Origin of the sequence: Mucilaginibacter mali (genome assembly GCF_013283875.1) — a bacterium.
GTDB lineage: Bacteria > Bacteroidota > Bacteroidia > Sphingobacteriales > Sphingobacteriaceae > Mucilaginibacter > Mucilaginibacter mali.
The window spans coordinates 5,388,503-5,414,280 of sequence record NZ_CP054139.1; the positions used below are offsets into that span (position 1 = coordinate 5,388,503).

The 25,778-nt window shown below is 46.6% G+C and carries 24 protein-coding genes; 14 read left to right on the forward strand and 10 right to left on the reverse strand.

Annotation, left to right across the window (positions count from 1 at the left end):
• Positions 1 to 8: 8 nt before the first annotated feature.
• Positions 9 to 1,160 (reverse strand): TlpA family protein disulfide reductase, encoded by a 1,152-nt coding sequence (locus HQ865_RS22865; protein WP_173417131.1) that lies wholly within the window; start codon positions 1,158 to 1,160, stop codon positions 9 to 11.
• Positions 1,161 to 1,335: 175 nt separating this feature from the next.
• Here HQ865_RS22865 and HQ865_RS22870 point away from each other — a divergent pair, with 175 nt between their 5' ends.
• The 3 genes from HQ865_RS22870 (at position 1,336) to HQ865_RS22880 (ending at position 5,039) form a co-directional block, all read left to right on the forward strand.
• The gene (locus tag HQ865_RS22870; protein ID WP_173417132.1) at positions 1,336 to 2,121 is read left to right on the forward strand and encodes a succinate dehydrogenase cytochrome b subunit; all 786 of its coding nucleotides are present in this window, start codon (positions 1,336 to 1,338) and stop codon (positions 2,119 to 2,121) included.
• A gap of 100 nt (positions 2,122 to 2,221) precedes the next feature.
• Positions 2,222 to 4,156, forward strand: a complete 1,935-nt coding sequence (locus HQ865_RS22875) for a fumarate reductase/succinate dehydrogenase flavoprotein subunit (protein WP_173417133.1) — start codon at positions 2,222 to 2,224, stop codon at positions 4,154 to 4,156.
• A gap of 97 nt (positions 4,157 to 4,253) precedes the next feature.
• Positions 4,254 to 5,039 (forward strand): succinate dehydrogenase/fumarate reductase iron-sulfur subunit, encoded by a 786-nt coding sequence (locus tag HQ865_RS22880; RefSeq protein ID WP_173417134.1) that lies wholly within the window; start codon positions 4,254 to 4,256, stop codon positions 5,037 to 5,039.
• A 317-nt stretch (positions 5,040 to 5,356) separates the two neighbouring features.
• Here HQ865_RS22880 and HQ865_RS22885 read toward each other — a convergent pair whose 3' ends face one another.
• Together HQ865_RS22885 and HQ865_RS22890 are read right to left on the reverse strand one after the other, a co-directional pair.
• The gene (locus tag HQ865_RS22885; RefSeq protein WP_173417135.1) at positions 5,357 to 5,800 is read right to left on the reverse strand and encodes an energy transducer TonB; all 444 of its coding nucleotides are present in this window, start codon (positions 5,798 to 5,800) and stop codon (positions 5,357 to 5,359) included.
• Positions 5,801 to 6,015: 215 nt separating this feature from the next.
• Positions 6,016 to 7,635 (reverse strand): M28 family metallopeptidase, encoded by a 1,620-nt coding sequence (locus HQ865_RS22890; RefSeq protein ID WP_173417136.1) that lies wholly within the window; start codon positions 7,633 to 7,635, stop codon positions 6,016 to 6,018.
• A 181-nt stretch (positions 7,636 to 7,816) separates the two neighbouring features.
• On the opposite strand from HQ865_RS22890, the gene HQ865_RS22895 reads away from it, so the two are divergent.
• Together HQ865_RS22895 and HQ865_RS22900 are read left to right on the forward strand one after the other, a co-directional pair.
• Complete coding sequence (locus HQ865_RS22895; protein ID WP_173417137.1) at positions 7,817 to 8,173, forward strand: bleomycin resistance protein; 357 nt, start codon at positions 7,817 to 7,819, stop codon at positions 8,171 to 8,173.
• Positions 8,174 to 8,224: 51 nt separating this feature from the next.
• Positions 8,225 to 9,541: a MutS-related protein gene (locus HQ865_RS22900; RefSeq protein ID WP_173417138.1), complete on the forward strand. Its 1,317-nt coding sequence runs from the start codon at positions 8,225 to 8,227 to the stop codon at positions 9,539 to 9,541.
• 214 nt (positions 9,542 to 9,755) lie between these two features.
• Here HQ865_RS22900 and HQ865_RS22905 read toward each other — a convergent pair whose 3' ends face one another.
• From HQ865_RS22905 to HQ865_RS22915, 3 genes are read right to left on the reverse strand one after another with little or no spacing between them, the layout of a single operon-like run.
• Entirely contained in the window at positions 9,756 to 11,045 is a 1,290-nt protein-coding gene (locus HQ865_RS22905; protein WP_173417139.1) for a phenylacetate--CoA ligase family protein, read from the reverse strand.
• A complete protein-coding gene (gene acpS / locus HQ865_RS22910) occupies positions 11,046 to 11,420 on the reverse strand; it encodes a holo-ACP synthase (protein WP_173417140.1) in 375 nt (124 codons plus the stop codon).
• A 39-nt stretch (positions 11,421 to 11,459) separates the two neighbouring features.
• Positions 11,460 to 11,768: a DUF7710 domain-containing protein gene (locus HQ865_RS22915; protein ID WP_202020420.1), complete on the reverse strand. Its 309-nt coding sequence runs from the start codon at positions 11,766 to 11,768 to the stop codon at positions 11,460 to 11,462.
• A gap of 157 nt (positions 11,769 to 11,925) precedes the next feature.
• Between HQ865_RS22915 and HQ865_RS22920 the strand changes: the two genes are divergently transcribed.
• Entirely contained in the window at positions 11,926 to 12,855 is a 930-nt protein-coding gene (locus tag HQ865_RS22920) for an alpha/beta hydrolase (RefSeq protein WP_173417141.1), read from the forward strand.
• Between the two features lie 413 nt (positions 12,856 to 13,268).
• Positions 13,269 to 13,424: a lmo0937 family membrane protein gene (locus tag HQ865_RS22925; RefSeq protein ID WP_173417142.1), complete on the forward strand. Its 156-nt coding sequence runs from the start codon at positions 13,269 to 13,271 to the stop codon at positions 13,422 to 13,424.
• Between the two features lie 161 nt (positions 13,425 to 13,585).
• Here the strand turns inward: HQ865_RS22925 and HQ865_RS22930 are convergent, their stop codons facing one another.
• Complete coding sequence (locus HQ865_RS22930; protein WP_173412997.1) at positions 13,586 to 15,121, reverse strand: IS1182 family transposase; 1,536 nt, start codon at positions 15,119 to 15,121, stop codon at positions 13,586 to 13,588.
• 245 nt (positions 15,122 to 15,366) lie between these two features.
• Here HQ865_RS22930 and HQ865_RS22935 point away from each other — a divergent pair, with 245 nt between their 5' ends.
• On the forward strand, positions 15,367 to 15,885 hold the full coding sequence (locus HQ865_RS22935) for a DinB family protein (protein ID WP_173417143.1): 519 nt from the start codon (positions 15,367 to 15,369) through the stop codon (positions 15,883 to 15,885).
• Positions 15,886 to 15,950: 65 nt separating this feature from the next.
• Here the strand turns inward: HQ865_RS22935 and HQ865_RS22940 are convergent, their stop codons facing one another.
• A complete protein-coding gene (locus HQ865_RS22940) occupies positions 15,951 to 18,098 on the reverse strand; it encodes a phosphocholine-specific phospholipase C (protein ID WP_173417144.1) in 2,148 nt (715 codons plus the stop codon).
• Positions 18,099 to 18,267: 169 nt separating this feature from the next.
• Between HQ865_RS22940 and HQ865_RS22945 the strand changes: the two genes are divergently transcribed.
• From HQ865_RS22945 to pnuC, 4 genes are all read left to right on the forward strand, one after another.
• Positions 18,268 to 19,167: a DNA-3-methyladenine glycosylase family protein gene (locus HQ865_RS22945; protein WP_173417145.1), complete on the forward strand. Its 900-nt coding sequence runs from the start codon at positions 18,268 to 18,270 to the stop codon at positions 19,165 to 19,167.
• 384 nt (positions 19,168 to 19,551) lie between these two features.
• Positions 19,552 to 19,794 (forward strand): helix-turn-helix domain-containing protein, encoded by a 243-nt coding sequence (locus HQ865_RS22950; protein ID WP_173417146.1) that lies wholly within the window; start codon positions 19,552 to 19,554, stop codon positions 19,792 to 19,794.
• A 205-nt stretch (positions 19,795 to 19,999) separates the two neighbouring features.
• Positions 20,000 to 22,042, forward strand: coding sequence for a M13 family metallopeptidase (locus HQ865_RS22955; RefSeq protein ID WP_173417147.1), 2,043 nt, complete (start codon positions 20,000 to 20,002; stop codon positions 22,040 to 22,042).
• Between the two features lie 123 nt (positions 22,043 to 22,165).
• Positions 22,166 to 22,792, forward strand: a complete 627-nt coding sequence (gene pnuC / locus HQ865_RS22960) for a nicotinamide riboside transporter PnuC (protein ID WP_173417148.1) — start codon at positions 22,166 to 22,168, stop codon at positions 22,790 to 22,792.
• Here the strand turns inward: pnuC and HQ865_RS22965 are convergent, their stop codons facing one another.
• On the reverse strand, positions 22,793 to 23,350 hold the full coding sequence (locus HQ865_RS22965; protein WP_173417149.1) for a hypothetical protein: 558 nt from the start codon (positions 23,348 to 23,350) through the stop codon (positions 22,793 to 22,795).
• A 10-nt stretch (positions 23,351 to 23,360) separates the two neighbouring features.
• Positions 23,361 to 24,611 carry a peptidase T gene (pepT, locus tag HQ865_RS22970; protein WP_394353356.1) on the reverse strand — a complete coding sequence of 417 codons (1,251 nt, stop codon included), beginning with the start codon at positions 24,609 to 24,611 and terminating at the stop codon, positions 23,361 to 23,363.
• Between the two features lie 84 nt (positions 24,612 to 24,695).
• Here pepT and HQ865_RS22975 point away from each other — a divergent pair, with 84 nt between their 5' ends.
• Positions 24,696 to 25,400 (forward strand): hypothetical protein, encoded by a 705-nt coding sequence (locus HQ865_RS22975; protein WP_173417150.1) that lies wholly within the window; start codon positions 24,696 to 24,698, stop codon positions 25,398 to 25,400.
• 6 nt (positions 25,401 to 25,406) lie between these two features.
• On the forward strand, positions 25,407 to 25,763 hold the full coding sequence (locus tag HQ865_RS22980; RefSeq protein ID WP_173417151.1) for an MmcQ/YjbR family DNA-binding protein: 357 nt from the start codon (positions 25,407 to 25,409) through the stop codon (positions 25,761 to 25,763).
• Positions 25,764 to 25,778: the final 15 nt, after the last annotated feature.

Sequence of the window (25,778 nt, forward strand, 5' to 3'; positions counted from 1 at the left end):
CAGTTATCTTAATGATGCTGCAGGTATTGGTTAACCGCCACCGGGATCTCCTGCCATATTAAATCCTTATCCACAATATTCCAGTTACTATCTACCAGGTAATAAGTTGGCAAATGCGTAATGCCCCAATTGGTAACATTTATAGATTCATTGCCCTTCATATCGCTGTATTGGGACCATGTCATATGATCGTCGGTTATGGCGCTTAGCCACCAATCCATTTTATGATCGAGCGATATACTGATCATCCCGAACTGGTTTTTATCGTTTATGGCATGCATCAGATTTTCGATACTGGCAGGGGCATGCTGCTCGCGGCTTTGCTGGTTGGCCGATTTCCATAACTCTACAAGGAATATCTTTTTACCTTTTAATGTTTTAGGATCGAAAGATTTGCCATCAGGGTCAACGCCAGAAATATCAGGCGCCTTATGCCCCGGCGCTAATTTAACCAGCGCGCTGAGTTTATCGCCAACAACCTGGCCATCGTAGGTTTTTTGAACAGAAACAGGCAACTGCTGAAAAATGCCGTAATAAAACGCCGGATCACCCTCGTAAGGCATACCGACCATGATATGCGCACCGGTTATATTTTTCGGATATTGCTTCACAAATTGAGCTAAGGCCTCCTTTTCGACATTGCTTAGTTTTTCGCGGGTATCATTCTCGGTTTGCAGCAGCTTGTTAAATGCATCCTTGGGCAACAATGCCGATTCTTTGCTGTTCATTCGCGCGTTGGCCTGGCGGTATTGCTTCTGCCTGTCGCCCTTCAGCTTTGCGGCCATGGTATAATAGGCCGATAACTCTTGTTGCGTAGCCGATGGGGATTTAATATTGGGATACATCGCCGGATCTGCACTGTTCAGTTCGATATCATATTGACCGGGTTCCAAATAAACATCAAACTTCAGGTCCATCATTGTTTTATCGCTGTTGCTGATGTTAAGCGCATAATAGCCACTCTGCTCAATCACCCTGTGCGTAAGCTTAACCGAATGATTTTTGATATTCTCGCTGTAGGCTGTCCCGCCGGTATCGTTACGAATGATCAGTACACCGCTGGCAATGCCGGGCGATTTTAAGTTAATGTCGATATATTGAAGTTGTGTACAGCCGCTAAAAAGGGCCATAAACAAGATAAAACAGTAGATTTTAGGCATGAGTGATTGTAGTATATCCCCAAATTAACACATCTTTTATCTCATATCTCAAATCTATCATCCCAAATCTATCTTAGAATGTTTCTAAATAGACAATAATCTGACAATCGGAACAAACCCTTTCTATCTTTCGGTATATTATAAATAATTTTGCGCCAATAAATCTGATTATTCAATGAGTGAATTTAAACAAACCTTTAACTCATCGCTGGGCAAAAAGCTGATCATGGCTTTAACAGGCTTGTTTCTGTGTACATTTTTAATTGTGCACCTGGCAGGTAACCTGCAACTGTTCCAAAACGATGAAGGGTACGCGTTTAATGTGTATGCCAACTTCCTTACGCATTTCCCGCCAATCGAGGTGATCGCCTATCTGTTGTACGCGTCTATCCTTGTGCATGCGCTGTACGCGTTAATACTAACGCTTAAAAACCAGAAGGCACGCCCGGTAAAGTACGCTACGGTAAACAAGTCGCCAACATCATGGTCATCAAAAAACATGGGGCTGCTGGGTTCTATCCTGTTCCTGTTCATCGTTATCCACATGGGCGATTTCTGGCGTAAATACAAATACACCGATACCGTAGGCTTTAAAGAATACCGCACCAATGTAATAACCGGGCAGCGTACCGTAACCGATTTTGTGCCACCGGCCGATGCGAAATTCGAGCACTCGTTCACTACCGAAAACGATGTGGAGATCGTTCGTGTGAAAGACCTGCACAAAACTGTATCCGACAGCTTTAGCCAGATCTGGTATGTGGTATTGTACGTGATCGCGATGGGCGCACTGTCGTTCCACCTGCTGCACGGTTTCCAGAGCGCGTTCCGCAGCCTGGGTTGGGTGCATCGCAAATACACCCCAGTAGTAGAATTTATCGGTACATGGTTCTTCGCGGTAATTATACCATTACTTTTTGCCTTGATGCCGGTTTATTATTGCTATTTGATGCATAAATAGTTTTTAGTTGATTATGTTGGATTAAGTTGATTAAGTTGAATTGAGCGGGAACTACTCACCCAATCAACCTAATCAACCACTCACTAAATAAAGAAAGAAAATGAGTTTAGATGGTAAAGTGCCCCAGGGCCCGTTAGCCGACAAATGGAGCAAGTATAAGTTCGATCTTAAACTGGTTAACCCCGCCAATAAGCGTAAGTACGATATTATTGTGGTAGGTACAGGTTTAGCGGGCGCTTCGGCAGCCGCTTCGCTGGCCGAACTGGGTTATAATGTTAAGGCTTTCTGTTTCCAGGATAGCCCGCGCCGCGCACACTCAATAGCGGCACAGGGTGGTATCAACGCTGCCAAGAACTATCAGAATGATGGCGACAGCGTGTTCCGCTTATTTTACGATACAATTAAAGGTGGCGACTACCGTGCCCGCGAAGGTAACGTGCACCGCCTGGCCGAGGTTTCGGTAAATATCATTGATCAGTGCGTAGCACAAGGCGTACCTTTTGCCCGCGAATACGGCGGCTTGCTGGATAACCGCTCGTTCGGTGGTTCGCAGGTATCGCGTACGTTCTACGCCCGCGGCCAAACGGGACAGCAGTTACTGTTAGGCGCTTATTCGGCTCTTAACCGCCAGATCAACGCCGGCAAGGTAAAAATGTACACCCGCCACGAAATGCTTGACGTGGTTGTGGTTGACGGCCATGCCAAAGGTATTGTTACCCGTAACATGATCACCGGCGAAATTGATACCCATGCAGGCCATGCGGTATTGCTGTGCACCGGCGGATACGGTAACGTGTTCTACCTGTCAACCAACGCTATCGGTTCTAACGTAACGGCGGCATGGCGCGCGCACAAACGCGGCGCTTATTTTGCCAACCCTTGCTATACCCAAATTCACCCTACCTGTATCCCGGTAACCGGCGACCATCAGAGTAAGCTTACCCTGATGTCGGAATCGTTACGTAACGATGGCCGTGTTTGGGCGCCAAAAACGGTAGAGATAGCCGAGAAATTACAGAAAAAACAAATAACTGCCGCGCAGGTAGCTGAAGAAGACCGAGATTACTTCCTTGAACGCAAATACCCGGCATTCGGTAACCTTGTTCCGCGCGACGTGGCTTCACGTAACGCTAAAGAAATGGCCGACGAAGGCCGTGGCGTAGGTGCATCGGGCTTAGCCGTATACCTTGACTTCGCCGACGCTATTAAACGTTTGGGCGAAGATACCGTAAGGGCAAAATATGGTAACCTGTTTGATATGTATATCCAGATTACCGACGAAAACCCATACAAAGAACCAATGCGTATTTACCCGGCGGTACACTATACCATGGGCGGCCTTTGGGTTGATTATAACCTGATGACCAGCATACCGGGCTTATACGCTTTGGGCGAATGTAACTTTAGCGATCACGGTGCTAACCGCTTAGGTGCTTCGGCGCTGATGCAAGGTTTATCGGATGGTTATTTTGTGATCCCTTATACCCTGGGCGATTACCTGGCCAAGATCGGTCCGAAAAAAGTAGATACATCGCACCCTGCTTTTGCTAAAACCAAACAGGATGTGCTTGATCATGTGAACAAGCTGATATCGCTTAAAGGCACCAAGACCACTAACGAATACCACCGCGAGTTAGGCCACATTATGTGGGAATACTGCGGCATGGCCCGTACCGAAGAAGGCCTGAAAAAAGCCAAAGGGATGATCCAAGCCCTGAAAGCCGACTTCTGGAAGAATGCCATTATACTGGGCAAGAACGAAGAAGTGAACGCATCGTTAGAGCGTGGCGGCCGTGTAGCCGACTTTATTGAACTTGGCGAACTGATGGTAGACGATGCGCTGATGCGCCGTGAATCATGTGGTGGCCACTTCAGGTTAGAATCGCAAACACCTGATGGCGAAGCACTGCGCGATGACGAAAACTTCGCGTTCGTGGCCGCCTGGGAGTTTATGGGCGAGAACCAGCCGGAAAAATTAAATAAAGAAGAATTAGTGTTCGAGGCAGTACACCTGTCGCAACGTAATTATGCGTAGTGAATAGTTTATTAGGTTGATTAAGTGAGTAGTTCAAACCTTAATCAACTTAATAAACCTAATCAACTTAATCAACATAAAACATAACTCAAATAACATGAGTGGAAATATGAACCTGACGCTTAAAGTATGGCGTCAAAAAGATGCTAACAGTCAAGGTAAAATGGTGACCTATCCGGCTAAGGATATATCGCCTGATATGTCGTTCCTGGAAATGCTTGACGTGGTTAACGAAGGCCTGATCCATAAAGGGGAAGATCCGATCCATTTTGATCACGATTGCCGCGAAGGTATCTGCGGTATGTGCTCGTTATATATCAATGGCCACCCGCACGGCCCGAAACGCGCTATCACCACCTGTCAGCTGCACATGCGCAGTTTTAAAGATGGCGAGACCATTACTATCGAACCATGGCGCGCGGCCGCTTTCCCGGTTATTAAGGACTTAGCGGTTGATCGCTCAGCATTCGACCGTATCCAGCAGGCCGGTGGCTACATCTCGGTTAATACCGGCGGTGTGCCCGATGCCAACGCTACCCTGATACCAAAAGTAGTTGCCGACGAGGCTTTCAACTCGGCTACCTGTATTGGTTGCGGTGCCTGCGTGGCCGCTTGTAAAAATGCATCGGCTATGCTGTTCGTTTCGGCTAAGATCACCCAGTTGGGCTTATTACCGCAAGGCCAGCCAGAGCGCTACCGCCGTGCCCAAAGCATGGTAGCCCAAATGGATGCCGAAGGTTTTGGCAGTTGTACAAATACCGGTGCCTGCGAAGCAGAATGCCCTAAAGAGATCAGCCTGACCAACATCAGCCGCATGAACAACGATTACCTGAGCGCTAAACTGTTCAGGGAAGAAGAACTTCACCACAGCAGCGGCGAATAATTATTTGTCGCGCTTATAATAAAACAGTAACGGCCCCCGGTAACTATCGGGGGCCGTTACTGTTTAGTGCCCATATCGTCAATGCGAGGAGCGATAGCGACGTGGCAATCCCCGGCTTTACAGAGACGCCCTGCTTATCGGGGATTGCCACGCTACGCTCGCAATGACGATGTAGTGTAAATGACGCGATGATTATCAAAAAAATAGCCGCCCTACCATCCCGGTAAAGCGGCCTCTACACCCTACCTGTTTTCCCTTTCGGGAGAGGCGGGAGGCAGATTGATATAAAATTTAGGTTGGGAAGTGTTTATTTATGCTTATACTTTAGCTAACTGGAAGCTGATGGGAACGGTGTATTCCGAGCGTACGATTTTGCCGTTCTGCTTGCCGGGTATCCATTTCGGGCCGTTTTTTAAGGCGCGTATAGCCTCTTCGTCACAGCCCGATCCAATGCCTCTAAGCACCTTCATATTAGCCAATGAACCGTCTTTTTCCACCACAAACTGAACAAATACTTTACCCTGAACATTGTTTTTTCGGGCCTTAGCCGGATATTTAATAGTTTTGGCCAGGTAGGGGCCAAATTTTTCAAGCCCACCCGGGAAAGAAGCCGCTTGTTCTACAGCAGTGAACACAGCATTGCTATTGGCACTTTTAGGAGGGGTTGGTTTAGCTGGTTTGTTTTGTGCATTTACTGTTAAAGTAGTGGTTGCTAATAAAAAAGCAACTACAACAAACGTGGTTTTTAATAATACTTTCATTTTTGATTGGTTTCTAATAGTTAAACAACTAATTGATTAGTTAAACCAAAACTAAAGTATTAGTTTTTAAAAAGCAAAAGAAAAACAAATTTATTTTATCAGAATGTTGGAAGGATAAAGCAGAAGGCCGGGAGAGCGGATACAAAAAAGGCCCCGAAAATATCGGAGCCTTTTAAAAATGCAGATCAAAGCTTTCTGCTTTGGTCTTTTAGCTATTATCTGCCACCACGTGCACCACCCTGAGCGCCAGCTGGCGGAGGCGTTGGCAATGGTTTGCGTGGGATCATATCCTTACGCTCTGCGGTATGATATACAAACGAAGCAACGATAGTTGCTGCTTGTTTCAGGTCGTTTTCAACCAGGCGATCATAAGTATCCTCGTTACTGTGGTGGGTACGGGTGTTATAGTCCATACCATCCTGTATGTACTGGAAGCCCGGGATGCCTACCGCGTCGAACGATTGGTGGTCGGTACCGCCGGTGTTGCTGATGGTTACGTAACCAGCGCCCAGGTCTTTAAACGGATCTAACCAGGCCTGGAAGATAGGACGTGCTTCCTCATTACCCTGCAGGTATATACCACGGATCTTACCGGTACCATTGTCTAAGTTATAGTAAGCAGATATTTTAGCCTGATCTGGTAATAACTTCATGGTAGTACGGTCGCCAAAATGCTTGTCAACATAATAGTGCGAACCAAATAAGCCCTGCTCCTCGCCGCTCCATAAGGCAATGCGGATGGTGCGTTTCGGTTTGTAACCAACAGCTTTCAGGATGCGCATCGCTTCCATCATTACCGCGCTGCCAGCAGCGTTATCGGTAGCGCCGGTACCACCATGCCACGAATCGAAGTGACCGCCGATCATTACCAACTGGTCTTTCAGGTTTTTATCAGTACCCGGTATTTCGGCTACTACGTTATAACCTTCCATGTCATCGGTATCAAATTTGGTCTTGATCTCAGCTTCCATTTCAACCTTGTGGCCTGCACGTACCAAACGCAGGATACGCTGATAGTCTTCGGCGCTGGTTTCCAGCTCGGGGCCTGCAATAGCGGCCGTATCACGGTATGATGCGCCGTTGGTAGTAAATACCGTACCATCGGTACCGCGGGCCTGGCTTAATACTAAACCGGCATGCTCATTCTTAATAAAGTTGGTGATAGCGCCACGCATAGCCATCTGGCGGCGCAGCGCAGCAAATTGCGGGTTACCGGCACCAAACGCGCCCGCACCACCGCGACGGCCCTGGCCAGCGCCACCGGCAGGGGCCATAACGGCTTTCGCCATTTCGGCTAATTGCTCGTCGGTATAGCGGGCCATATCGGCACGGATAGCGCGCTCCGGCAGCGAAGCCGCGTCGAAGATCACGATCTTGCCGGCCAGTTTGCCTTTGTATTTATCCAGATCGGTAGTGGTATCGGCTTTAACCAGTACTACATCGCCTTTAATAAGGCCGTTTGTGCTGGCTGTCCATGCTTTAGGCACGGCAATAATAGCGTGGTAGTAAGGTGTTGTAATGGCAGCATAGTTCTTCTGAACTTCCCAGCCTTTACCAAACTTTACACCCCATGGCTCGCGCTTGGCGTTAGACATGCCGTAGGCGGTTAATTGTTTAACTGCCCATTCCTGTGCGCGTTTTAAACCTGGCGAACCGGTTAAGCGTGGCCCGGCCACATCCGTCATGTTAAAGGCTATTTCCATTACCTTCGAATGGTTTAAGCCCTCTTCGCGTAGTTTTGCGTTCATGGCAGCATCAACAGGCTCCTGCGCAAAGGCAGAACCGGTGATACCAGCCGCAAGCAAAAGCGAAGAAAAAAGTAAAGATTTTTTCATTTTGTTTGTCAGTTTTTAGTTAGCGATACAACAAACTTAAAAAATTGGCCCGCATTATCAGGGGAATTGCATTAACAAAGTTGTTACAGGCCTGCCTAAAAATGCATTTATTTGTTGTATCAACCTTTTTTAACTTTTGTTAAAAATAATTGCCGATATTTAGTCAAACAACCCCCATCTCATGCTCAAATACGCCGTGCCCATTTTAGCTTCGCTGAACACAGACGAGACCATTAAATTCTACACAGAAAAACTGGGTTTTACCTTTCACAGTAACTGGGATGGCTATTTAATTTTCAGTCGCGATGGATTAAATATTCACCTCGCGCCTTGCGATGATGCTAAGATTGCCCAAAACAGTGGCTGCTACGTAAATATGACGCAGGTGGACGATCTTTATGCCGAATATCAGCCGCATGGCATCATCCACCCCGATGGCGCTTTGGAAGATAAGCCCTGGGGTATGCGCCAGTTTAGCATTGTTGACAATAACGGCAACCTCATTCACTTCGGGCAGGACCTGGAAGAAGAGGACTAAACACAATAAAAAGGCATTCTCCGAGTTTTAAATGGCACCGAAACCCCAATTATGCCTTTTGATACCGACCAGCAAACCTTACTTGATCTTTCCCTTACGGGGATAAACGGACAACCGGCTATTTACCAGGTTTTTAAACCGGTAACCCTGGGTGGCGTAGCCTTATTGAAAGATCTGTTCGACAGGCCGCTGAATGATATCGCCGCTATAAAGCAACGGCTGGATGCCATTCGTTTTTTAGAGACCAGGCAAACACAGATCCATCTTGATAAAGAGGAGACCGACTTTATTGAGTACTATCTGAAAACCTATAACCGGCCCGAAATAACATCAAAGTTCAGCGCTATTCGCAATGCGCTTAAAAACCGCCTGCGCCCGGATAATCCGTATTATATTACTACCCGCGGTGTGCGCCTGCTCACCAAACTGGTCATTAATATCACGGAAGCGTTTGAGCCGTTTGCCGATGAATTGCCTCTATTATTACAGGAATATCGAGAACAGATATTGGCCCTCGCGGGTTATATCCGGCTGCATCTTATCCAAAAATCAAAAACAGGGAAGGCTTTTTCAGCTATTGAACAGGAGGAACTGGATTTTATTTATCGCTATAAAAGGGCTGATGTAGTAATGCATTTCATGAATGGACTTTACCAGTTAGATGTTTTTATGGCGGCGGGTAAAACCGTACATGAGTTAAATTTCGCTTACCCTGAATTGATATCGCAAGGGACCGAATTAAGCATCCTGGGCTTTTTTCATCCATTTATACCTAATCCAGTTCCTAACGATATCGCTTTCGATGCGCAACAAAACCTGTGCTTTGTTACCGGGGCTAACATGGCGGGTAAATCTACCGTGTTAAAAGCTATCGGCATTTGTGTTTACCTGGCGCACATTGGTTTCCCGGTGCCGGCCGCGCAAATGCGCACAACTGTTTTTAACGGCATGTTCACTACCATCAACTTGTCGGATAATATCATGGCCGGGCACAGCCATTTTTACCGCGAGGTGCTGCGCATAAAAGAAGTAGCCCACAAAACCGGCTCGGTACAAAATATCCTGGTGATATTTGACGAATTGTTTCGCGGCACTAACGTAAAAGACGCGCACGATGCATCGCTGGCTATTATTAAAGCTTTTTCGGGCGTGCGTAATTCTGTGTTCATCGTATCAACCCATATTGTAGAAGTGGCCGATGAACTGCAGGGTGTAGAGAACATCTTTTTCCGCTGCCTTACCACGGGCATAAAAGATCAGAAAGCAGTGTACAATTATAAACTGCAACCCGGCATATCGCACGAGAAATTGGGCATGCGCATTATTGAGGACGAGGGTTTGGTAGCGATGATACGGGCGCAGCAATAGTGTGTATGATACGTCAGTATAAACCCACCCGATACGCTAAGCTGGTCAACCCTCTCTCCGCAGCGCGGGGCAGCGGGCATAAGCAGTAACTGTATCCATGTAGCGATGGGTTTGAAACCCATCGCTACTGTAATATCCCTCTTTCCACGCAGCGGAGAGAGGGTGGTCGAGCGAAGCAAAGACCGGGTGAGTTGATCGCCACAATGCGAAGCCACTACACCGGCCGTTTATCAATAAATTTCACCGCCTTACGCCCAGCCTCAGGAAACTGGAGCTTCACCATCTCCTCAGCAGCTACATATTTAATATGCGGACTAACCCTTAACCGGGCTTGTAAATAGGCCCGGATGCGATGGTCGCACTCTTCACTGGTATCGGCAGGCACCAGGTAAAGCTGCACCTGGTCAAGCCCTATTTCGTTGGCATATATTTCTACCACAAAATCCAGTATCTCTTCGCGTTCGTTCAGTAAGTCGAATAAGGCCGGCGGGTATAACGTGGTACCCTTAAACTTGATCATCTGCTTTTTGCGGCCAATCAGCGGCGACAGGCGCAGGCTGGTGCGGCCACAGCTGCATGGTTCATCAGTATAGGTACAAATATCGCCGGTTTTATAACGCAGCAGGGGCATAGCCTCTACGCCTAAAGTGGTGATGGTTACTTCGCCGGGAGTGTTTGGCGGCACGGGCTGATCCTCCTCATCCAGCAGTTCAACTATCACCAGTTGAGGCTGATGGTGCCCGCCCTGCCCGGCCGAACATTCGGTAAAAGCCGTTTGCATTTCGGTAGAGGCGTAGGTACTGTAAAGCTGGATGTGCCACTCTTCGGTTATTTTTTTGCCCAGCATATTGAGCGAGAAATCGGTATTGCGGATATTCTCGCCAATGCATATCGCTTTTTTAACCGATGTGCTGTTCATGTCTATCCCGTTGGCTTTGGCAAAGCCTATCAGCTTTAAAATGAACGATGGTACCGCCACAATGGCTGTAGGTTTCAGCCGCTGTATGGTTTCCCACTGCAGCGATGGAACGCCCGGCCCCAGGCGAATGATACCCGCGCCCATTTTACGGATGCCCGAATAGTAAGCTATCCCCGCCATAAACTGGCGGTCAAGGGTCAGCATCAACTGGTAAATATCGCTTGCCGAACCATCGGCGCAGGTGAACGAGTTATACTCGTTCTCGGCCAGCCGCAGCAGATCTTTCTCGGTAAGTGGTATGGTAACCGGGCTGCCCAAAGTACCCGATGTAGAGGTGTACTCGATGATCTGGCTGGCCGGGACGCATAAAAAATCGTTATTGCGTTGTTGCAGGTCGTCTTTTTGGGTGGTGGGTAAACGGGTAAGGTCCTGCAGGGTTTGTACCTTGTTAATATCAACCCTGTGTTTGGCAAAAAGCTCCCGGTAAAAGGGCGAACGTGCAGATAAGTATTGCAGCAGCTCCTGTAATTTTTGCTCCTGCATGGCAGTATTTTGTGCTTTAGATACGCTTTGCGATATGGCCATTTATTTTTCTATAACAACCATTGCCGAAGCCATGGCTTTAATATGTGTAAGCGAGACCTGGATGTTTTTTAGCTTCAGCTTTTTAATGGTCTCGGCAGTTAAACCTAAAAAGTTGATCTGCGGTTTGCCGTTGGGTAAATTAATTATCTCTACCTCGTTAAAGGCCGTGCCATCCAGCCAGCCTGTGCCCAGCGCTTTAAAAAAAGCTTCTTTAGCGGCATAGCGCGCGGCATAATGCTCAAAGCGGTTAGCCTTTGGCTGGCAATAAGCTATCTCGGCTTCCGAAAAAACCAACTCGCGAAAACCGCTTTCTTTTTTCATGCTATCGCGCACACGGTCTGTTTCAATAAGATCAATTCCTACACCTGTTACCATATTGTATGTTTTGTCTGGAAGTTCAAATGTAGTAATTGGTTATTGTCTTTCTCCGTTTTGGTAATGAAAGTGCTGGTTATTGGCATTAGCAAATCGCTGTATAAACTCAGGCGTCGATTGATTTTCTTTTTTTACTTCAAAATATTCATGGGCTATTGCCCAGTCATAAGCGCTGGTATCTAAAATATAATTTGTTAATAAACCTGTCAATTTATGCTTGCTTATCCATTCTTCAGCTTTCTCTACGGTAGTAAACACGCCGCTTGCAAATTGAGCACCTGCTCCATGAAAAACCCAAACGTTATTCATTTTAATGTTGTCGTTTTTCAAATCTACAAAAACAAACATTAAATTATGGCGTTGCCTACGGCCAGGGCTGTACGCTCATACTACACAAGGCCTTAGCCACAGGCCGGTATCCGCTCCCATCCATTAACGCGGTTTTGTGCCTATGCCCATTTTAAATTCAAACAACCCATCCGGCCAATTGTAACGTATATCAGTTATGTGGAAACAAAAATTGATATGGATTTGCGCGGCGCTTACGCTACAAATAGCTGTAGCACAAAACAAAGCGCCGCGACGCTATAAGGACGAGGTGTTTAAAGAGGTTACAGTAGAAAGCAATCAAAGCTATAAACCCGATGCCGGCAAAGACGAGCAGAAATCGTACCTGTTTGACCTGTACCAACCAAAAGCAGACGATGCAACAGGCCGCCCGCTGATTATCTGGATGCATGGCGGAGGTTTTAAATTGGGAACCAAAAGAGCTAAAGCAGTTAGGTTTTTGAGCGAAAACTTCGCGCAGCGAGGGTACGTTTGCGCATCCATCAATTATCGCTTAAGTAAAGAGAACCCGTTGCTGCATTTCGACGCCTTGCTACGTGCATCGTACTACGCTACGCAGGATGCTAAACGCGCAGTGGCTTACTTTCGCAAAAATGCCGCGAAATATCATATCGATCCTGATAAAATTATCCTGGCGGGAAATTCGGCCGGGGGCTTTATGGCGCTGGATGCGGTTTACGCTAAAAACGAAGACTTTGGCCGTATGGCTAGCATCCCCGATGCCGAGATTAGCAAAAATGGCTTGCCTAACCAGCCGGTGTTTGCGGTTATTAACTACTGGGGTGGCATCTATAATTTAGAATGGCTGAAGAATGCGCGTACCCCCATCATCAGCGTACACGGCAGCGAGGATGGCCTGGTGCCTATCACCCATAAAGATGCCCCGCTGCATGGTAGCCTGGATATACAACAGAAGGCCGATGAACTGCATATCCCCAACACTCTGAAGATATTTGAAGGTTACTCGCACGAGTTACAGCGGCACTTTAACCCGTTTTATGAAGGTGCCGCCGCTAAAAGCCGCTGGCGGGAAGCGGCCCGGTTTACGGCTGATTATTTGTATGGGTTAATGAATGGGCGACGGTAAAGGCGACTTTACTATAACCCCCTGTTAAAAAGTGATTGTCATATCCTTTGGTCTAAAAGAAGTCTTCGAACGAACAGCCCGGGGGGCTATGGGAAGCGAGAGAAGAAATCTTATACGCGAAACCGGTCGCACGTATAAGGAGATTTCTCTTTCGCTCCTATCCTCTACTCACATCCTCTATCGAAATAACAAATGGTGAAGATGGTGCTACATGGTAGCTCATTTAAGGGGGGGGTACCTTTCTGCGCGTTTTTAATGCGGCAATGACACACCCCAGCCACAGCACATTCCAACGCCCCTCTCAAGAAGAGAGGTAGAATTTCTCCTCAAAAAAAACAATTAATTAAAACTTTTTTCCTCAATCGGCGATTGATATAAATAGAAAAACATTTTATTAATTAAAACTATCTGCCATGAGATCACTATTGTATATCATCGCCGTAATCCTGATCATCGGTTGGTTATTAGGCGTATTCATGTATTCGGCCGGGGGCTTAATTCATGTTTTATTAGTTATTGCTGTTATAGCATTATTGCTCGGCCTGATCAGGGGCTCGACAGCCATATAAGCTAATCTTATAAAAAGCGTAAAGAGGCCGTATCATAAATCAAATGATGCGGTCTTTATTTTTTTAGCCTAATAGCTGAATTTGGTATTGAGTTTCTATGGAATTTTTTGAGGGGGAGGGGGTAGCTTTCTTGGGCGAACCTGAGTGGTAAAACGACTCATTTAAGCCGCTTTTTTCCTTAGATTTTGTGCGATTGCAACTAAACCCCATTCTATTTCTACTTTTTCCTTGCCGCGGAGCATAAACCGTTTAAAGCCATGGTTCTGCTTAATATTACCAAATACAGGTTCTACATCAAAGCAGCGTTTCTTTCGCCGTTGTATGCCTTCTTCACTGTTTAACAGCTCGTGCGCCTTTTGTTTCAGGCGGTTCAGGTTTTCATTGATTTCAATGATCCGATTCCCTTTTGATTTATGGCAAATACCGTTCAGCGGACAGTTAGCGCAGTTAACTGCCTGGTATCTTTTTACCGTTTGTTCAAACTCCGTGCTTGTTTTTCTTTTACTTGTTCCGATGAAATTCATTTGCTGGCCCATCGGGCAGATGTAACAATCTTTCTCCTGGTTGTAAAAAAGCTTATTTGCTGCAAAAGGGTGCTTGTTGTTGTGATTCTCATTTTGTTCCTTATCGAACATCCCATACTTTACAAAGGCGATTGTTCCTTTTTGTTCCAACCGCGTGTAGTTCTCCTCGGAGCCATATCCGGCATCGGCTGTAAGCACTTGCGGTGCTTTGCCAAAGCTGACTTCATGCTGCGCTAAATGAGCACTTAATGTATTGGTGTCTGTGGTGTTGGAGTGAATGGTGTAATTGACAATGAACTGGTTGGATGTGGATATCTGAACATTATACCCCGGTTTTAACTGGCCGTTTTTCATGTGGTCTTCCTTCATCCGCATGAATGTGGCATCCGTATCGGTCTTGGAATAGCTGTTGCGTTCACCCAGCAGAGCTTCCTGCTGCTCATAGCGGGCAATGGCCTGCGGGTAATGTTTGCTGATATACCGCAGCTTGCTTTTGACCTGTTTGGAAACATCCTCACGCGAGGAAAGCTTCTCATTGAGTTTATCTACTGCGGCATTGACCTTTTCACTGTCAATAACAGTAAAGTCAGGCGGATCAGGCAGCCTGTCTTCTTCTTTTGCTACGCTTTGGGCATAGTCCCATATCTCTGACAGCTGCTTTTTCATCTTTTCCTTATTGGTCTGAATCGCTTTCTTCCAGACAAAGGTATACCGATTTGCATTCGCCTCTATCTTTGTCCCGTCCGTATTCACTTCTTCAATACTGAGCAGGCCTTCCTCTGCCAAAAGTTTCACCACATCTTCGAACACATCACGCAGCGCATGCTTCAAACGTACGCCCCGGAAACGGTTGATCGTATTATGATCAGGATAGTTCATCGAACTCAGCCACATCAGGTAAACGCTTTCCCGGCAGGCTGCTGCCAGCTTTCGGCTGGAGTAGGTGTTGGTTACATACCCATATACCAGCACCTTTAACAACATTTGCGGGTGATAGCTTGAACTCCCGCGGATATGATAAGCTTTCAGCAATGGTTCCAGATAGAGCCTGTCGATCACATCGTTAACTACACGCACCGGGTGCGATGCCGGAACTAATTCGTCAAGTGTCGGAGGAATAGCCATCAACTGCCGTTGCTGGTAGGGCTTGAATACAGGTCTTTTAGAGGACATACTACGCTACTTTCGATACATAAATATATGAAAATCAGATTATTATATCAACTAAATACCCCTCTTTATTCCAATAAATTATGCACAAATAAAAAAGAGGCCATACCATGATTTATGATACAGCCTCTTTTTGTTTCCAACCACACAAAACCCGCTAAATAATCTTACATAAGTCCTACTTTTATTTTACGATGCATACCCGGTTTTTAACTAATTTTACACTAAACGTAAAACCAAAATCGAACATGAAAAAATTAACTCTTTTATTCGGATTACTGGCACTGGCCTGTACTACAGCCTTTGCACAGATCACTAAAGAACAAAACATTGCCGAGTGGACCCGCGCCAAGGCTTACACCAAAGCTTATCTGGATGCCATGCCGGCAGATGGCTACACCTTTAAGGTTACGCCCGAGGTGCGCACATTCGCGCAGCAGATGCTGCACCTGGCCAGCGCGAATTACATGTTTACGGCAAGCGTTGCCGGCAAAACTCCGCCAGCCGAAGCCAATGCCGAAAAAAGCGTAGCGCCTACTAAGGAAGCTGTAACCAAAGCGGTTATGGATAGCTACGATTACGCCATCAATATTATCCAAAGCATCCCTGCCGACCAGATGACCCAGGAAATAACGTTCTTTAACATGAAGATGACCAAAGGACTTGTACTGGCAAAAGCTTTTGAACACCAAACGCATCACCGCGGGCAAACTACGCCTTACCTGCGTATAAAAGGCATTACGCCGCCTAATGAAATGTTATTTTAACAAATATTTGGATATCAAAAAGCCGCTCTCTTTTAAAGGGGAGCGGCTTTTTGCTTTTGTTGATATCAGCCCAAGTGCGCGGCCATTGCCGGGTCGCTTACGGTAGGTTTGCCGGTTTCCACCCGGCCTGCAAATCGGTGCGAAAAGCCTTGCGCGGTGCTAACCGTTAGATCGTACCAGTTGGCGCTTTTCTTCAGATCGATATGGATGGTTTGTTTTTTACCGGGGGCGAGATGCACCGGGGCAAGCTTGGGATGGTTGTATGCGTTGGCCTTTATCTCGGCCGTTAATGCGGTTTTGGTATCATTAGTCAGGAGGATGGAAATGCCGCCGTTAACATGGTCGTATTGCGGTTGCACCCCCGGCTCGGCATGCCCGGTATTACCGGCAAACTTATGGAAGTAACCGTTGGGGCCGTAAACTTCCAAATCGTATGCGCCATTGTTGGCAACGGTATCCCATTCATCCTTTAGCGATTTGCCGCCCTCCACCGTATACCTGCGCGGGATCTTATCCAGGTGCTTCATATCGTACACATGGTATACGGCGCCCTTTTTACCCTGGTTATCAAAAACCAACTGAACCTGGTCTTTATTGCGATGCAATGTGCAGTGCAGGTGATAAGGCAAGGCCTTTGATGGGCGACTGCCCTTCTCCTGGTAGAGTTTGGATGGCTGCGCCGGGGCTACGGCCTTGGGCAGTTTTTTAGATGCCGCGTCTTTTTGTTCATAGCCCGAGGTATCGGGCATTGACGGCATTTTGGGATCGTTGGGGTTAACAAAGTCGAAAGCCGAGGTAAGGTCGCTGCTTACAGCGCGGTGCCATGGCGAAATGGCCGGGATAGTTACCTTAAACCGCTTCTCGATAAATTGCCCAACGGATGTATGGTCGGCCACTTCCGAATGTACCCAGCCGCCCTTGCTCCAGGGCGACATGATATACATAGGCACCCGCGGCCCCATACCCCAGGGTCGCAATTTGCCCGAAATGGTATCCCGTCTGTCGGTGTATTTGCGCGGACTTGTGCTGCTGCCCAAATCGTCCTTATCATTGTCAAAATACATCCCGGCAACGTTTATGGTCGATTTCCCGGCCAGCGTACCATCATTGTTATACGATGGAACGGCAGGGGCAGGCAGGTGATCAAAAAAGCCGTCGTTCTCATCAAAGGTGAGGAAGAAGACGGTCTTGCTCCACACCTCCGGATTGGCCGTAATAGCCGTCAGCACCTCGTGCGTAAAGTTTGATGCGCGGTATGGACTGGATGGCGCGCCCGGATGTTCCGAATTGCTTTGCGAGGGTAGCACCCAACTCACCTGCGGCAGCCGTTTGTTTTTTACATCGTTAGCCAGATCCTCCAGCGACCAATGCTTCATCCCGTTCTCATAAATCGGTGAACCGGGCTTGGCGGTACGGAAGCTTTCAAAGGCCAGGCAGCCGTTCATGGCGCCGGTCCAGTTGTCGTTCGGGTCCTGATATATGCGCCAGCTGATGCCAGCCTTTTGCAACACGTCGGGGATGGTAGGCCATTTAAAGGCATTGCCTGCGTAGGTATAACCCGGTTCGGGAAAATGGCCCTTTATCCAGCAACGCAGGTTTACCGGTTCCGAATCGGCATCGGTGCAGTTGATGCCCGCCGCGCGCTTTTCAGGGTCGTGTACCGAACCCGACCAAAACACAACCCGGTTAGGGTCGGTACCGGTAGCTACCGAACAATGGTAGGCATCGCAAATGGTAAAAGCTTCGGCCATGGCGTATTGAAAAGGGGCCTCCTCCCGTGTATAGTAAGCCATGGAATAAGGCGTTTTAAACAACGGCCAAAACCCATACTTGCCCTGGTTCCAGGCGGCCTGCATATCGGGGAAGTTATGTGGTGTACCGTTAACAAAGGCAGCGTTGCTTACCTTGCCGTCTGCACGGTAGGGTGGGATGATGTTCTTACCGTCCGACTGGTGAAACGCACGCTCGCCACTCTCCAGCGGTATCGGGAAGCGGTCGCCGAAGCCGCGTACGCCCCGCATGGCGCCAAAGTAATGATCGAACGAGCGGTTCTCCTGCATCAGGATCACAATATGCTCCACATCATTTATAGATCGGGTAACGTTATGGGCATCCACCGCCAGTGCCTTTTGTAACAGCGGTTCCCAAAAGGCAGCCACAAGGCCGGCCTTTGCCGAGAGTTTAATAAAATCCCTTCTTTTCAGATCAGACATGCTTGATTAGATTTCGTAATACAATATTTAGCACATCTGCCCGGATAATCAAGTAAAAGTGATTAACAAATTGTTAAACCACATTTTCTTTACATGCAATATTGTTTGCGGGGGTTTTTAATAAGTGCATGATAAAAATTTCCCGAACTTGCATTTGAAAATATTTTAAATGGACGAGATTCTGTTAACGAACCCCATCAATCCAACCGAACTGCTGTGGTTCCTGTCCCGCGGGTTTGATGATCCTGTTTATCGCGTCGGCACCGATTGTGTATACCGTGCTTTTAAGGTTGATGATGAAAAACTACTGGTGAAGATCATCCCCAATACATCATCGGTAAAAATAGAATGGCTTTACGGCAACCGTACCGAAGAGACAGCCGCATTTGTTAAAAATTTCATTAGCGAATGGTTCGACCTAAATACAGACGTCACCCCGTTTTATGACCTGTTGAAGGCTGACGACAAATTATCGTACATGGCCGATGATTTCACTAACCTGAAATTGGTAGGCATGCCCGATCTGTTTGAAGCGCTGGCCTGGGCAATTATGAGCCAGCAGATCAACCTTACCTTCGCATACAAGCTTAAGCGCCGGCTGATTGAAAAGTATGGCGATTTTATCGAGCATGAAGATACCAGGCATTATATATTCCCATCGCCCGCCGCAATTGCAAACGCTAACGATGAAGAATTAAGAGCAATGCAGCTATCGGGCAGTAAAATAAACTATCTTAAAAGTATTGCCGCCGCATTTGCTGGTAGGAAAATTGATAAGACGATATTAATGGCTTTGCCCGATACCAGTACCCGCCGCGAACTGCTTACCGCACAAAAGGGAATAGGGATCTGGACAGCTAATTATGTGCTGATGAAATACCTGCGCGATCAATCGGCTATACCGTACGGCGATGCAGGTTTGCTTAACGCATTGTTAAAGCATGAGATTATAGCTGATAAAAAGGACCTGTCCGGCATGCCTGCCTTGTTCAAGAAATTTAAAGGATGGGAGGCCTACCTCGTATTTTATCTTTGGCGAAGCCTTGCACTAATGCCGGGGGTATCATAAAAACCATGGCAACGGCTTTTACTCAAGTCGGCAGCCCCAATTTTTGTCAAAAAAAAGAGAGCTCTTGCGAAGCTCCCTTTCCCCTAATTAATTTAAACTATTGATTAAACCCAAAACAAAGAACAAAAAAACCTCAGCTTGGGCGTCTGAGAATTCAAAATAAAGTTTTTCACTGGTAGATGTATTCCTTTATTATCTTTTACCTTTCACAGATATGGTAGTGCCGTGTAATTAATAACAAATGTAAAGCCATAAAATTCAGTAAACAACTACTTATACGTCAGAATTTGGAAATATGTTCCATATTTGGGGCAGGATATATAACGAGTATTTAATTTTTTTAATTTTATACAATTCAATACTCATTAAAATAGATTGATATATATGTTACTCACTGATTTTGAATATCTTAATAATTCTGAAGATGCTTTTAAAAAGAAGGTATCGCTGCAAATAAAACGCTTGCGACGCCAAAATCAGGTTACCCAGGAGAAGTTTTACAGCGAAACCAACATCAATATCGCCCGCCTCGAGTCGGGTAAGATTGATGTGCGATTAGACACTTTACGTAAGGTTTGCTATTATTTTGATGTTTCGCTCTCGGGCTTTTTCCAGGGGATATATTAAAATGTATTTAACCGGCTCCGGTGGGGCTGTATATATAAAAGTCCGTTTTTCTGTCATACTATACACTGTTGTATTTTTATACAGACAAAAATGTGCGAAAATGGTGAATTGAGCACATCGGTATATATTGTTACATGCGCGGCAAAGCAAGTACAGGCATTTTATTTAGGTTTGATCATTAACCGATCTCATTTTTATTATAGATATGAATTTCAATAAACATTATTTGGCCGGCCTTGCTATGGTATCGGCTGTAGCACTTTGTGCCTTTACCGGGCCAAAACCCAAAACCGACCCGGTTTATGATAACCTGGATAAATCGGTAAAACCCGGCGACAACTTTTTCCTGTATGCCAATGGCGGCTGGATCAAGCGCAATCCTATCCCCAATGCTTATTCAAGCTGGGGCATTGGCAACGTGGTGGGCGAGGATATCCGCGAGCGCCTGCGCAATATTAACGAAGCCGCGCTGAAAGCCAATGCGCCCAAAGGCAGCACCACACAAAAAATCGGCGATTTCTACTTCAGCGGGCTGGATACCATAGGTATCGAGCGTGCGGGGCTGAACCCCATCAAAGCACAGCTGGACATGATAGACCGCGCGCAGGATGTAAAAGGCATTTTAGCCGCGACAGCCTATGTTGGCGCTTATGGCGTGCGCACCATGCTGGGCGCGCGTGTTGGGCAGGACGATAAGAACAGCGTAAAAATGTTGGTGCAGATGAGCCAGGGCGGCCTGGGCCTACCCAACCGCGATTATTATTTTAAAACCGATGCCCGCACCACTAAGATCCGTACGGATTATACCACCAATCACTTGCCCACCATGTTGAAGCTATCGGGCTGGGACGAGGCGAAAGCCACTAAGGGTGCGGAAAGCATTTATAAAATAGAGAAGTTTTTGGCCGACAGTAACCGCAAGCTGGAGGATATGCGCGACCCGTATCGCAACTATAATAAAATGCCGCTGGCCAAATTGAACGCCCTTACCCCGGCCATCAACTGGAGCGAGCAATTCAGGCTGATGGAATATAAACCGGTGGATACCGTGATCGTCGGTCAACCGGAATACCTGCGCGCGGTTAACAAGGCGCTGACCACTTTTTCTGTTGATGACTGGAAGGCTTACCTGCGCTGGAAGGTGTTATCGGCCTATGCTCCGTACCTGAACAAGGCATTTGATGATGAAAGCTTCCGCTTTAGCGGCAAGGTGCTGGCTGGTCGTAAAGAGCAGTTGCCCCGCATTAAACGGGTGACCGATACCGAGAACCAACTGATGGGCGAACTGCTGGGCCAGTTGTTTGTGAAGGAATACTTCCCCCAAACATCAAAAGTACGTTATAACCAAATGGTAGAGGCCATGCGCCAATCATACCGCGAGCATATTGCCAAACTAGACTGGATGAGCGCCGCCACCAAGCAAAAGGCGTTGACCAAACTGAACGCCATCCACCCGAAAGTTGGTTACCCGGACAAATGGAAGGATTACTCAACATTGGATATCGACCGTGTATCGTACGCAGGCAATGTAATGCGCGCCAGGCATTGGGCTTATCTTAACAATGTTAACAAACTGGGCAAACCGGTAGATCATAGCGAGTGGGGCATGACACCGCAAACCTATAACGCCAGTTATAGCCCAACCAATAACGAGATCACCCTGCCCGCCGCCCAGTTTATGATACCGGGTGTTAAGGATGCCGATGTGGACGATGCCGTAGTTTATGGTTATGCCGCCGCATCAACGATTGGCCACGAAATTACCCACGGCTTTGACGATGAAGGCCGCCAGTATGATGCCAAAGGCAACCTGAAAAGCTGGTGGACCAAGCAGGATTCGGCAAAGTTTACCCAACGTGCTGAAATGCTGGTGCAACAGTTTAACGGTTATGTAGTGCTGGATAGCCTGCACATAAACGGTAAAGCCACCTTAGGCGAAAACATTGCCGACCTGGGCGGTATTGTTTTGGGTATCGACGCTTTTAAAAAGACCAAACAATATAAAGAAGGCAAAAAAATAAACGGCTTAACACCCATGCAGCGTTTCTTTTTAGGCTACGCGCTGGGCTGGCTGGGCCATACCCGCGATGAATCGTTGGCTAACCAGATCCTGACGGATGTACACTCTCCCGGCTTCTTACGTGTGAACGGGCCGTTTACCGATGTACCGGAGTTTTATACGGCCTTCGGTATTAAGAAAGGTGATAAAATGTGGCTGGACCCAAGCCAAAGGGTGAAAATTTGGTAGTCTGAACCAGGATTAAACAGATTTTTAGGATGACAGGATTTTTCCTGTCATCCTTTTTTATTTTCGGCCATCTCGCATAAATCCTGTAATCTTGTATAACTGTTTAATCAAGGTTCAGACTATATGCAACACCTGATCCAATCATTGTCCACATGGTGGCACGAATTAAGCTGGCTGGAGGTCATCGCTGTCATCACAGGGTTGATCTGCGTTTATTTGGCGGCTATTAATAATATCTGGAACTGGCCTGTCGCCATCATCAGCACTGTAATTACAGTTTATGTAATGGCCGGCAAGGCATTGTATGCCGATATGTTGCAGTACACCTATCTTACCATTATTAATATTTACGGCTGGTATGTGTGGAGCAAGCGCAAAAGCGGCGACGACAAGCGGCCTGTTGTGCTGATATCGCGCCAGCAAATACTGGTAACGTTACTATGCGTTGTTTTAATAACCCCGGCACTGGGTTATACGCTGATCACCTTTGCAGCCAAGCTACATTACCAGCCCCCCGCTTTCCCCTATCTTGATAGTTTTTGTACCGTAGTAAGCCTGGCCGCGCAGGTACTGATGGCCCGTAAAGTTTTAGAGAACTGGCTGATATGGGTTTTTGTAGATATCATCTACGTAGTAATTTACAGCATTAAAGATCTACAGGCTTATGCTTTTATGTTTGGGGTGTATATTGCGATAGCTGTTATTGGTTATTTCGATTGGCGGAAGGTATGGCGCGGACAATCTGTCTGATCATTCATTACTATCAGATTGCTCCATTAAATGAGCGATCCATCTGTTTGCAGTAAAATTAAACTCTTTTGTTAGCGATTGGCTTTTGTCGTTCAACAAATACTGTTCGTACAATCTTACTTTGGTTGGCGAAATTTGTTCGGCATGTATACTGGCAATCGTTTTCCCAATTCTACAGGTATCCCATAAACTTTCGGGATATTCGCCCTTAAACTTATATTTTAACACCGTATCCATTATCGCCTCATATTCTTTCATAGTTACGATGGTCTGGTTTGTAACCTTAAATAATTGCGCACGATAAATGGTGCTATCTATTTTTAAATCGAATATAACAGGGATCTCTTCTGGTTTACTGTTACCGCAAAAACCCCATTCATCGTCAACAATTAAAGTATCTGTTTTTAAAAATGGGCTCTTGAGGCTTTTAATGATAGCGGTACGAAGATCGCCTGGTGCAATAACCGGCGTGTTTTTTGAATTTATTCTGTTATTACAGGCAATTGTTAATAAGACGAGTATAACAAACATCACCGATCTTATATACAAGTATCTCATCACTGTAATTTTAGGCTTTCTCCTCCCAAACCATACATAAATGCAATATCGTTTGCACCGCCTTTTGCATATCCTGTACCGATACCCACTCCTGCCGGCCATGAAAGGCGTGTTCGCCCGCGAAGATATTAGGGCAAGGCAAGCCCATAAACGATAGCCGCGAACCATCTGTACCGCCGCGGATACTTTGTAAATGCGGGGTCATACCCGCGCGCCTGATAGCCTCGATACCGTATTCGGTTATTTGCGGGTGCTTATCCAGCACCTGTTTCATGTTGCGGTATTGGGGTTTTGTAGTTAGCTGATAGCTTGAGCCCGGGAACTGCTGCAAAACCTTTTCGGTTATAGTTCGGATCACATCTGCATGCTCTTTTAACTTATCATCCTCAAAATCGCGGATGATAAATTCTATTTCCGCCTGTTCTACGTGGCCTTTTATACCAACCGGGTGTACAAAACCTTGCTTATCTGATGTGCCCTCGGGCGATAGTTCAAATGGCAGTGCGGCCACAATTTGCCCGGCAATTTTTATGGCGCTTTCCATATTGCCCTTGGCAAAGCCCGGGTGTGCGCTCACGCCATTAATTATTAGTTTAGCGCCATCGGCACTGAAGGTCTCGTTTTCGATATGTCCGGCGCTTTCACCATCCATGGTATAACCGGCATAAGCGCCCAGTTTAGCAATGTTTACTTTATCCACACCGCGGCCAATTTCCTCATCGGGCGTAAACAATATCCTGATCTTTCCGTGTTTTATCTTCGGGTGGTTTATCAGTTGATAACAGGCATCCATTATTTCGGCTACACCCGCCTTATTATCTGCGCCAAGCAGGGTAGTGCCACTGGCGGTGATGATATCGTTGCCTATTTGATTTTTCAGGTCGGGGTGTTCGCTCATGCGTAATACCTGTGTGTTGTCATCGGGTAATACCAGATCCTGCCCCTGGTAATTGCGATGCACAATGGGTTTTACGCCGGTCCCGCTGCAATCGGGCGCGGTATCCATGTGCGAACAAAAGCAGATCACCGGCACATCCTTATCGGTATTTGATGGGATAGTGGCATAAACGTATCCCTGTTCGTCCAGGTGCGCGTCGGTTACACCCATTTCCAGCAGTTCCTTAACCAGCAGGTGCCCCAGGTCCTTTTGCTTTTCGGTAGATGGACAGGTTGGCGATTCAGGATCCGACTGCGTATCGATCTGTACATAGCGCAAAAAGCGCTCTTTTAAACTATAGGTTAAATTATCTGTATTCATCATAAAACACTACAAGATTAACGATGTTATTTTATTTTTGGGAATATTTAAATGATTCGCTTTAAATTTATTAGCTGCTACTAAACATTGAAAAAATATCTCTTCATTATCGCCTTTTTTATTGGCACTGTTTCGGCAAAAGCACAGTATAATTATTCTGAATGGGGCATTGGCGGTGGCTACGGCACAACACGGCCATATTCGGACCTGCGCCAAAATGATACAAACAAAGGCATGTATTTCGACCTGTTTTACAATTACAGTCCTTATCTTCCATTCGCACTGGAGGGGCAGATAGGTAAACTGTCGGGCGGAAACGACCTTACCGACCCATCGCACCGCTATTTTGTGAACAATTACCTGGCTTTTAATGTTCATGCCGATTTGCAACTGGGCGAGATAACCGAATATGAGGGTGATTTTTTTATGCAGCGCTTAAAAGGCTTGTACATGGGGCTGGGCGTAGGCGCCATATTTAATAATATTACCTCGGTAAGACGTAACGCGGCCGATATTCCCGAGTATGTTTTTCCGGGTAAAGACCACTCTGTTAATGCCCTGATACCGGTAAGATTGGGGTACGAATTTAAGATCTACAATTACGATGATGAGCCTTTTATGTCCATCAACTTTACCTACACGCATAACCTTACCTTTGCCGAAGGACTTGACGGATATGATGACCCCAACAACCATTTTAAAAATAACGCGCAGGATATGTTCAGGGCGATTACAGTGGGCATAAAGATCAACTTCGGCAATTCGGTATCATACATTAAATCCATCAGGTAAACGGTTGTGAACATTGAAACCCTGCGCGAATATTGCATTATTAAACCGGGCGTTACCGAGGGTTTCCCCTTTGGTGAGGACACATTGGTTTTTAAAGTTGGCGGCAAGATGTTTTTGCTGAGCGGCTTATCCGAAGGCGACCGTTTCAATGTGAAATGCGACCCTGAACTGGTTGTTGAACTGCGTGAACAACACACTGAAGTACAGCCGGGCTATCACATGAATAAAACGCATTGGAACACCGTTTTTATGAGCGGCAGCCTTACCGAAAAGCAACTGCGCGATATGATAGACCACTCGTATGATCTTGTACGGAAAAGTTTGCCTAAAAAATTGCAGGCAGAAATAGCGGCAGAAAAATAAGGGCCGGCATCACCT